Annotated in this window: 1 protein-coding gene; it reads right to left on the bottom strand. The window is 71.9% G+C overall.

The features are described from left to right. A partial coding sequence (locus AC31A1_RS40935) for an amino acid adenylation domain-containing protein (RefSeq protein WP_489658163.1) occupies positions 1–8,531 on the bottom strand: 8,531 nt, incomplete at both ends.

The raw sequence follows: 8,531 nt of genomic DNA, 5'->3' as shown, positions 1-8,531 counted from the left end.
ATGTGGGCGGGGAGGGCGGTGGCGGTGTGGGCGCGGAGCGCCGTCACGTCGAGCGACCCGGCTGAGGCCGTGCGGGCGCGGGGCGCGGTCACGTCCGCGGGCCCGCCCGCCGCACCGGCGCGAATCGCCGTCGCGTCCCGCGGACCGGCGGCTGCGCGGGCGCGGGTTGCCTCCGCGCTCACCAGTCCGCCGTCCCCGGCCGGGACCACGTACGCCACCAGACTCTGCTCCCGGACCACGACCACGGCGTGCGCGACGGTCGGGTGCGAGGTCAACACGCCCTCGATCTCGCCGGGTTCGACGCGGAAGCCGCGTACCTTCACCTGGTCGTCGGTGCGGCCCAGGTACTCGATCGTGCCGTCGGCGTTCCAGCGGGCCAGGTCGCCGGTGCGGTACATGCGGGTGCCGGGGGCGCCGTACGGGTCGGCGACGAACCGCTCGGCGGTCAGGCCGGGCCGGGCGAGGTAGCCGCGCGCGAGCTGGATGCCCGCGAGGTACAACTCGCCCGGGACACTGGGCGGGACGGGGCGCAGGCCGGCGTCGAGGACGTAGGTGCGGGTGTTCCACACCGGGCGGCCGATCGGGACGCTCGTCGCGTCGGGTCCGATCTCCACGGCCGTCACGTCGACCGAGGCCTCGGTCGGGCCGTAGAGGTTGTGGAGTTCGGCGGTGGTCAGGATGTCGTGGAAGCGGTGGGTGAGGGCGACGGGCAGGGCCTCGCCGCTGCACATCACTCGGCGCAGGCCGGTGCAGTCGGCCGCGGCCGGTTCCTCCAGGAAGAGTTGGAGCATGGAGGGCACGAAGTGGACGGTGGTGACGTCCTGTTCGCGGATCAGCCCAGCCAAGTAGACCGGGTCGCGGTGGCCTTCGGGGCGGGCGACGACCAGCGTGGCACCGGTGATCAGCGGCCAGAAGAATTCCCACACCGACACGTCGAAGCTGGACGGCGTCTTCTGGAGCACCCGGTCGGCTGCCGTCAGGCCATACGCGTCCTGCATCCAGAGCAGCCGGTTGACGATGCCCTCGTGCGGGACGACCACGCCCTTGGGGCGGCCTGTGGAACCGGACGTGTAGATGACGTACGCGGGGCTCGACGGGTCGTAGGACGTGGGGAGTTGGCCCTCGGCACCGGTCGGCAGCGTGTCGCGCATGACATACACCGGGCGGGCGTCCTCGACCATCAGGGCGAGTCGGTCCTCCGGGTAGTCGGGGTCGAGCGGGAGGTAGGCGGCTCCGGCTCGGTGTACGGCGAGGAGCGCGACGACGAGTTCGAGTGAGCGCGGGAGCGCCACGGCCACGGTCCGCTCGGGGCCCGCACCGAGTGCTGCCAACACCCTTGCCGTGCGCTCGACTTGGGCGTCCAGCTCCGCGTACGTCAGCTGCTGTCCCTCGAAGACGAGGGCCGTGGCGTCAGGGGTGCGGGCGGCCTGGGCGCGGAAGAGTTCCGGGAGGGTGGTGGCCGGGACGACGTGCTCGGTGGCGTTCCACTCCCTCAGGACCAGCGCGCGTTCGGCGTCCGCCAGGAGGTCGACGTCCCTTACAGCGCGGTCAGGTTGGGCCGCCGCTTGGTCCAACAGGCGTGCCATGCGACCGGCGATTCGCTCTGCGGTGCCGTGATCGAAGAGGTCGGTCGCGTACTCCAGGAGCAGGACCACCCGGTCGCCGCCCGTCTCGTCGACGAAGGTGAAGTGCAGGTCGAACTTGGCCATGCCGGTGTCCATGTCGAACCACTCGGTGACGAGGCCGAGCACGTCCGGGTCGCCGTCGGGGCGGTGGTGGTAGCCGAGCATGACCTGGAAGAGCGGGTTGCGGCCGGCCACGCGGGGCGGGTTGAGGGCCTCGACGACCCGGTCGAAGGGCAGGTCCTGGCACTCGAAGGCGGCTAGGGACGACTCCCTTACCCGGCCCAGGAGTTCGCGGAAGGTCAGCTCGTCGCCGGACACGTCGGTACGCAGCACCAGCGTGTTCACGAAGAAGCCCACCAGGTCGGCTAGCGCCTCGTCAGTCCGGCCCGCGATGGGTGCGCCGAGCGGGATGTCGTCGCCCGCGCCGAGCCGGTTCAGGAGCGCGGCGGTGGCCGCCTGGAACAGCATGAACATGCTGGTGCCGGTCGCGCCCGAGAGGTCGCGCAGGGCATGGCCGGTGGCAGTGGGCAGTTCCAGGCGGACCTTGCGGCCGTGGCCGGTCGGTTCGGCGGGGCGCGGTCGGTCGGCGGGGAGGGCGAGTTCGTCGGGCAGGCCGCGCAAGGCATCGGCCCAGTGGGCGAGTTGGGCCTCGCCTGTGCGAGCGAGCAGGTCGTCCTGCCAGAGGGTGTAGTCGGCGTACTGCACCGGCAGCGGCGCCCACTCGGGCGCCCGTCCCTCGCGGCGGGCCGCGTAGGCGGTGTCGAGGTCGGCGAGGAAGGGGCGGTCGGACCACTCGTCGGTGGTGATGTGGTGCAGGACGACGGCCACCACGTGCTCGTCCGGGCCGAGCCTGAACACCTCGCAGCGCAACGGGAGTTCGGTGGTCAGGTCGAAGGGACGGCGCTGGGCGGACTCGATCAGCGCGGGCAGTTCGTCCTCCGCGCAGTCGACGACCGTGAAGGCCACGGCCACCTCTTCGACCGGAACGACTCGCTGATAAGGCTCGCCCTCGTGTGTCGGGAAGACCGTCCGCAAGGCCTCGTGGCGTCCGGCGACATCCCGCAGGGCGGCAGACAGCGCATCCGTGTCGAGGGCGCCGCGCAGCCGGAAGACCAGCGGGAAGTTGTAGGCGACACCGCTGCCGGTGATCTCCTCGACGAGCAACAGCCGTCGCTGAGCGGCCGACAGCGGGATGCGGGCGGGCCGGTCGGCGACCGGGGTCACCGCCGGGCGGGCCGGGCTCGCCGTGTCCGCACGGCCCGCGAGGAGGGCGGGTGTGGGCGCCTCGAAGAGGTCGCGGATGGCGAGTTCGGCGCCCAGTTCGGCGCGGGCGCGGCTGACCAGGCGGGTGGCGAGGAGTGAATGGCCGCCCAGGTCGAAGAAGTTGTCCTCGGCGCCGACCTCGGGCAGGCCCAGCACCTCGGCGAACAGGCGGCAGAGCACCTCTTCCTGCGGGGTGCGCGGGCCGCGTCCGCCGCCGAGGGCGACGGCGGGTTCGGCGTCGGGCAGGGCGCGGACGTCGAGCTTGCCGTTGGCGTTCATGGGCAGGCCGTCGACGGTGACGAAGGCCGACGGGACCATGTAGTCGGGCAGTTCACGGCCCAGGTCCTCGCGCAGCCGGCGCACCAGCGCGCTCGCCTCGCGGGCGGCGGTGGGGTCGTTGGCGTAGGGGTGCGTACCGCCGCCGGGCCTGAACAGCCCGCCGGTCAGGCGCGGTTCGGCGGACTTCAGGAAGACGGCGTCGTACGTGCCCTCCTGCTCCGACCAGGTCGTCAGCACCCGGTATCCGGCCGCCGTACCGAGTTCGTGCAGGTGCTCGGGGTCGACACCGGCCTCCGTCGTACGGCCGTCGGGGATGCCGGTGAGGCGGAGCGCCTCGGGGCGTTCGCCGCGCGGGCGTTCGGTGGTGGCGCCGGTCGCGGACCAGTTGCCGTCCAGGAGTTGACCGATGGCCTCGGCCGACGACCAGTCGCCGCGCAGGAGTTCGCCGATGGTGTTGCCGGTGGCCCAGTCGACGGACGGAGTGTTGTCCAGGCGTACGTCCGGCTCGTCTGCGTAGAGGACGACGTCGTAGCGGTGGCGGGACAGTTCGTTGTGGTGGTGGGCGCGCTTGGTGCGCAGGTCGACGCCGTAGCCGAGGGTGGTGAAGTAGTCGGGGTCGACGAGGAGTTCCTTCTCCAGGCGCAGGCCGCGTTCCACCGCCCGCTCCAGGTCCGCCTCGGTGGTGCCCCGGGTGCGCTGGATCTCGGTGTGGAAGGTGCCGGCGAGGCGCAGGTTGCGTACGTCGCCGACGAACAGGGCGCCGCCGGGCGCGAGTAGCTCCATGGCGCCGTGCAGCACGGCGGTCAGGTGGTCGATGCTCGGGAAGTACTGGATGACGGAGTTGATGACGATCGTGTCGAAGTAGGCGAACGGCAGACCGCTCAGGTCCTCGGCCGGGCGGCAGCGCAGTTCGACCTTGGAGGCGAGGGCCGGGTCGCGCCGTACTTCCTCGCCGATCTTGCGAATGACGGGCGCGGCGAAGTCGGTTGCCCAGTACGCCTCCGCGTCGGGGGCGAGCCGGGACAGCAACAGGCCTGATCCGACGCCGATTTCGAGGATGCGGCGGGGCTTGAGCGCGCCGATGCGGGCGAGGGTGGCCTCGCGCCACTCGTGCATCTCCTCGAAGGGGATGGGCTGTCCGTCGTAGGAGCTGTCCCAGCCGTCGTACTGCTCGGTGAAGACGGCGGTGCCGATCTCCTCGTACTCGTCGGAGTAGATCTCCTGCCACTCCCCCACCTGCGCGGCCTCGGCGGCGGTACGTTCGGCCGAGTCGGCGCCGGAGGGGACGACGTAGCCGACGAGGCGTTCGTCGCGGACGACGACGGCGGCCTGGGCGACCAACGGGTGCCGGCTGAGGGCGGTTTCGATCTCGCCGGGTTCGATGCGGTAGCCGCGGATCTTGACCTGGTCGTCGGTGCGGCCGAGGAAGTCGAGGTTGCCGTCCGGGTTGCGGCGCACCAGGTCGCCGGTGCGGTACATGCGTTCGCCGGGTTCGCCGAAGGGGTCGGCGACGAAGCGTTCGGCGGTCAGCGCGGGCCGGTCCAAGTAGCCGCGGGCCAGGCCGATTCCGGCGATGTACAGCTCGCCGGGGACGCCGTCGGGCACCGGGCGCAGCCAGGCGTCGAGGATGTGGGCGCGGGTGCCCCGGATGGGCTTGCCGACGGTGGGGGCGTCGCTGTCGAGGGTGCCGCCGCCGAGGGTGTTGATGGTGTACTCGGTCGGCCCGTAGAGGTTGTAGCCGTACGTGCCCTCGGTGTCGCGCAGTGCGGTCCACACCGTCTCCGGGACTGCCTCACCGCCGAGGAGTACGAGTGGCGGGACGTGGCCTTCCAGCAGGCCCTGCTCGATCAACAGCCGCGCATACGTGGGCGTGACGTTGACGACGTCGACGCGGTGGCGTTCGCAGTAGGCGACCAGCGCCTCGGCGTCACGCCTCAACTCCTCGTCGCAGACGTGCACTTCGTGGCCCTCGACCAGCCAGAGCAGCTCCTCCCACGACATGTCGAAGGCGAAGGACACGGTGTGCGCGATGCGCAGGCGGCGCCCGCCGGCCGAGGCGATGGCGGGCTCGAAGATCTCCTTCTGGTGGTTCAACTGCATGTTCGTCAGGCCCCGGTAGGGGGTGACGACGCCCTTGGGGCGGCCGGTGGAGCCGGACGTGTAGATGACGTAGGCGGGGTGTTCGAGGCTGAAGCGGAGGCGGACCGGAGCATCCGACTGACGCGACAACTCCCCCTTGATCTCGGGGTCGTCGAGCAGGACGCGTGTCATCTCGCCGTCCAGCGTGGCCGATACGGCCGTGGTGCTGAGCAGCAGGAGCGGGCGGGCGTCGGCCAGCATCAGGGAGAGGCGGTCGGCCGGATGGTCCAACTCCAGGGGCAGGTAAGCCGCTCCGGTGCGCAGGACCGCGAAGAGAGCGACCACCATGTCGAGGGAGCGCGGCAGGGCGAGGGCGACGACCTTCTCGGGGCCCGCGCCCCGGTCGATCAGCAGGCGGGCCAACCGGTTGACGGCGGCGTCGAGTTCGGCGTACGTCATGCCGCGCTCGCCGAAGACGAGGGCCCGCTCGTCCGGGGTGCGTTCCGCCTGCGCGGCCAGCAGGTCGGCGATGGTGTCCTCGGGGTCCGGGACACGGCTGGCGGCCGACTCCCGCCATAGCGCCTCGTGTTCGGCGGGCAGGAGCGGGTCGAGGGAGCCGACCGGTGCCGTGAGGTCGGCGGTGAGGCGGTCGACGAGGAGCGCGAAACGGTCGAGGAGGGCCTGGGCGCGGTCAGTCGGGACGAGGTCGGGGCGGTGGGTGAGGGTGACGGCGATCTCGCGGCCCGGGGTGATGACGAGGTTGGCCGGGTAGTGCGTGGCGTCGACGTTGGCGACGGCCGTGGCGCCGTGCCGGGTCTTCAGGTCGGCCAGCCGCTCCTCGGTGTCGTTGTTGCGGAGCACGAACAGCGTGTCGAAGAGCTTGCGGTGGCCGGTCTCGGCCTGGAGCACGCCGAGGCTCAAGTGCTCGTACGGCATGAGGTCGAGGCGTTCGCCCTGGATGCGGCGGAGCAGGTCGAGGACCGGCTCGGCGGGGTCGAGGGCGATGCGGGTCGGGACCGTGTTGAGGAACAGGCCGATGATGTTGCCGACGTCCGGGACCTCGCTCGGCCGGCCGGCGACGGTCGTACCGAACACGACGTCGGCGCGGCCGGTCGCGGAGGCGAGGGTGAGTCCCCAGGCCGCGTTGAGGAGGGTGTTGAGGGTCAGGCCGTGGGCCGGGGCCAACTCGCGCAGCCGGTCACTCAGTTCGGCGGGCAGACGTACGTCGAGCTGGTCGGGGATGACGGGTTCGAGACCGTCGGCGGCAGTGGGTGCGAGCAGCGTCGGCTCGTCGAGACCGGCGAGCGCGGTGCGCCAGGCGGCAGTGGCGACCGAGTCGTCCTGCTCCTCAAGCCAGGTCAGGTAGTCACGGTAACTGCCGGGTGCGGGGAGGCTGTTGGCATTGCCCCCCGTCTCGTAGAGCGCGAACAGTTCGTCGAGGAACAGCCAGGCCGACCAGCCGTCCCAGAGGATCAGGTGGCGGCCGATGACGAGGCGGTCGCCGCGTTCCGCGCCGAGGCGGAGCAGGAGCAGGCGGAAGAGCGGGGGTGCGGAGAGGTCGAAGCGGCGGTTGCGTTCGGCGTCCGTCAACTCCCGGAGGAGGACGTCCTGTTCGGCTGCGGGCAGGAGGGAGAGGTCGACCTCTTCGAGGGGGATGTCCGGGTCCTCGACGATGAACTGCACCGGCTGGTCGAGGCCGTCGCTGGTGAAGCCCGCGCGCAGGCCGGGGTTGCGGTCGAGGAGGGTGCGCACGGCTGCGCGCAGCCGGGTGGTGTCGAGGCGGGTCGCGAAGTCGAAGGTCTCGTGGACGGTGTAGACGTCCAACGCGCCCTCGTCGTACGCCGAGTGGAAGAACAGGCCCTCCTGGAGGGGGGCCAGCGGCCAGACGTCGACGACGGTCTCCGGAGAGGCCACGGCGTGGACGCGGGCGCGTTCGGCGGGTGTGAGGGTGAACGTTTCAACGGGGGCCGCAAGGTGGACCGTTGTGGTGGTGGCCGCCGCCGCGAGGGCGGCCGGGGTGCGGTGGGTGAACACGTCACGCGGGCTCAGGTCCAGACCGGCCGCGCGGGCCCGGCTGGCGACGCCGATGGAGCTGATGCTGTCGCCGCCGAGGCGGAAGAAGTCGTCGTCGGGACCCGCGTCCCCGATACCGAGGACGGCCGCGAAGATCTCCGTGAGCTGCCGCTCCAACGGCCCTGCGGGCGAACGGCGTTCGGCGCGTTCGGCCTCGGGGGCGGGCAGCGCGGCCTGGTCCAGCTTGCCGCTCGGGGTGAGCGGGAGGTCGTCGAGGACGACGTACGCCTCCGGGACCAGGGGCGCGGGCAGCGCGTCCGCGAGGGCGGCGCGCAGGTCGGCGGGGTCGAGCGAGGCTCCGGATACCGGCACCGCGTAGGCGACGAGCCGCTGGTCGCGGATGACCACCGCGCCCCGTGCCACACCCCGCACTCGTGTCAACTCGGCCTCGATCTCGCCGAGTTCGATCCGGTTGCCGCGGAGTTTGATCTGGCGGTCGGTGCGGCCGAGGTAGTCGATCGTGCCGTCGGGGCGCCGGCATACCAGGTCGCCGGTGCGGTACATGCGGGCGCCGGGTTCGGTGGCGTACGGGTCGGCGACGAAGCGGTCGGCGGTGAGCGCCGGGCGTCGGTGGTAGCCGCGGGCCAGCTGGACGCCGGTGAGGTACAGCTCACCGGGGACGCCGGCCGGCACCGGGCGCAGGCACGAATCGAGCACGCGCAGGCCGGTGTTCCACACGGGTCGGCCGATCGGCACCGTGGTGTCGGGCGAGCCGTCGTAGGCGTGGTGACTCACGTCCACGGCAGCCTCGGTGGGGCCGTAGAGGTTGTGCAGCGGGACGCCGGTCAGTTCGTGCCAGCGGTGGGCGGCGGACCCCGACAGGGCCTCGCCGCTGCTGAACACGCGGCGCAGGCTGCCCGCCCAGGCGGGGTCGGCGGTGACCTCGCCGGAGGCGAGGAAGGCTTCCAGCATCGACGGCACGAAGTGCATCGTCGTGATGCCCTCGGACCGGATCAGGCGGGACAGATAGGCGGGGTCGCGGTGTCCGTCGGGGGCGGCGAGGACGACGGCGGCGCCCTCGCACAGCGCCCAGAAGAACTCCCACACGCTCACGTCGAAGCTGGACGGCGTCTTCTGCAACACCCGGTCGTCGGCGGAGAGTTGGTACTCGCCCTGCATCCAGGCCAGTCGGTTGCCGATGGCGCGGTGGGTGACGACGACGCCCTTGGGGCGGCCGGTGGAGCCGGAGGTGTAGATGAGGTAGGCGGGGTC

The organism is Streptomyces sp. P5F9, from assembly GCF_057961495.1.
The sequence above is the reverse complement of the archived record's forward strand: the minus strand, read 5'-3'. Positions and strand labels throughout refer to the sequence as shown.